This is a genomic window from Bradyrhizobium sp. KZN70725 (assembly GCF_055264925.1).
Genome location: NZ_JBUYWT010000174.1, coordinates 1 through 1,154 on the forward strand (window position 1 = coordinate 1; position 1,154 = coordinate 1,154).

Annotated in this window: 2 protein-coding genes; both read right to left on the minus strand. The window is 67.5% G+C overall.

Translation table 11 applies throughout. From position 1 onward, the window contains the following. Nucleotides 1-779, minus strand: a 779-nt coding sequence (locus ACZBJS_RS42530; RefSeq protein ID WP_463440333.1) for an IS91 family transposase, incomplete at its 3' end; no start/stop codon positions are given. Nucleotides 780-793: 14 nt separating this feature from the next. Beyond that, on the minus strand, nt 794-1,154 hold a 361-nt coding region (locus ACZBJS_RS42535; protein WP_463440334.1), incomplete at its 5' end, for a tyrosine-type recombinase/integrase.

Here is a 1,154-nt window from a genome sequence, read left to right on the forward strand (position 1 = left end):
CGCGACAGATAGGCCAGTACCGCCTCCGGCCCGCCGAACGGCCGTTTTGCGTAGACGACCCACTCGGCCTTGCGCAGTGGCGCGAGATAAGCTGCGAAGGATTGCGCCTCGGCGAGATGGGCGTGATCGCCGAAGAAGCTCAGGCGACCGGCGTGGTGCGTGGCGACGAGCCTCTGAAGGAACAGCCGCCGGAACAGGCGGGAGAGCACGCGCACGGGGAGGAAGAAGCCCGGCCGGCAGGACACCCAGCGCTGGCCGTCCGGCGCGATGCCGCCGCCCGGCACGATCATGTGCACATGCGGGTGGTGGGTCAGGGCCGAGCCCCAGGTGTGCAGGACGGAGGTGATGCCGATCCTTGCCCCGAGATGCTTCGGATCGGCGGCGATCGTCAGCATGGTCTCGGCCGAGACCTTGAACAGCAGATCGTACATCACCGCCTTGTTCTGGTAGGCGATGTCGGCGATGGCCGCCGGCAGCGTGAACACCACGTGATAATACGGCACCGGCAACAGCTCGGCCTCGCGGTCGGCAAGCCAATCCTTGGCGGCGGCGCCCTGGCACTTCGGGCAGTGCCGGTTGCGGCAGGAGTTGTAGGCAATGGTGGTATAGGCGCAGTCCGCGCAGCGCGCGACATGACCGCCGAGCGCCGCCGTGCGGCTGCGCTCGATGGCCGACATCACCTTCAGTTGGTCGAGGCTGACATGACCGGCATTGGCTCTGCGCCATGCCGGACCATGGTCGCGGAAGATGTCTGCAACCTCCAGAGCCGGGCGCGCCACACGCGGCCCTAACGTCAGCCGGGTGGCCGGGTCTCCTGGAGCTTGAACGCGATATGCTCCAGCGGGCTCATGACCTCGCTGATCGTCTTGGTGGCGACGCGGGTATAGAGCGCGGTGGTATCGAGCTTGGCGTGGCCGAGCAGCACCTGGATGATGCGGACATCGATGTTCTGTTCGAGCAGGTGGGTGGCGAAGCTGTGCCGCAGGGTATGCAGCGAGACACGTTTGTTGATCTCCGCCATCTGCGCGGCGGCGTGGCAGGCGCGATTGAGCTGGCGCGTCGTCATCGGCTGGGCCGGATCGCGGCCCGGGAACAGCCAGCCCTGTGGCCGGGCCGCCTTCCACCAGGCCCGCAGCAGGTCGAGCAGGTGTGGG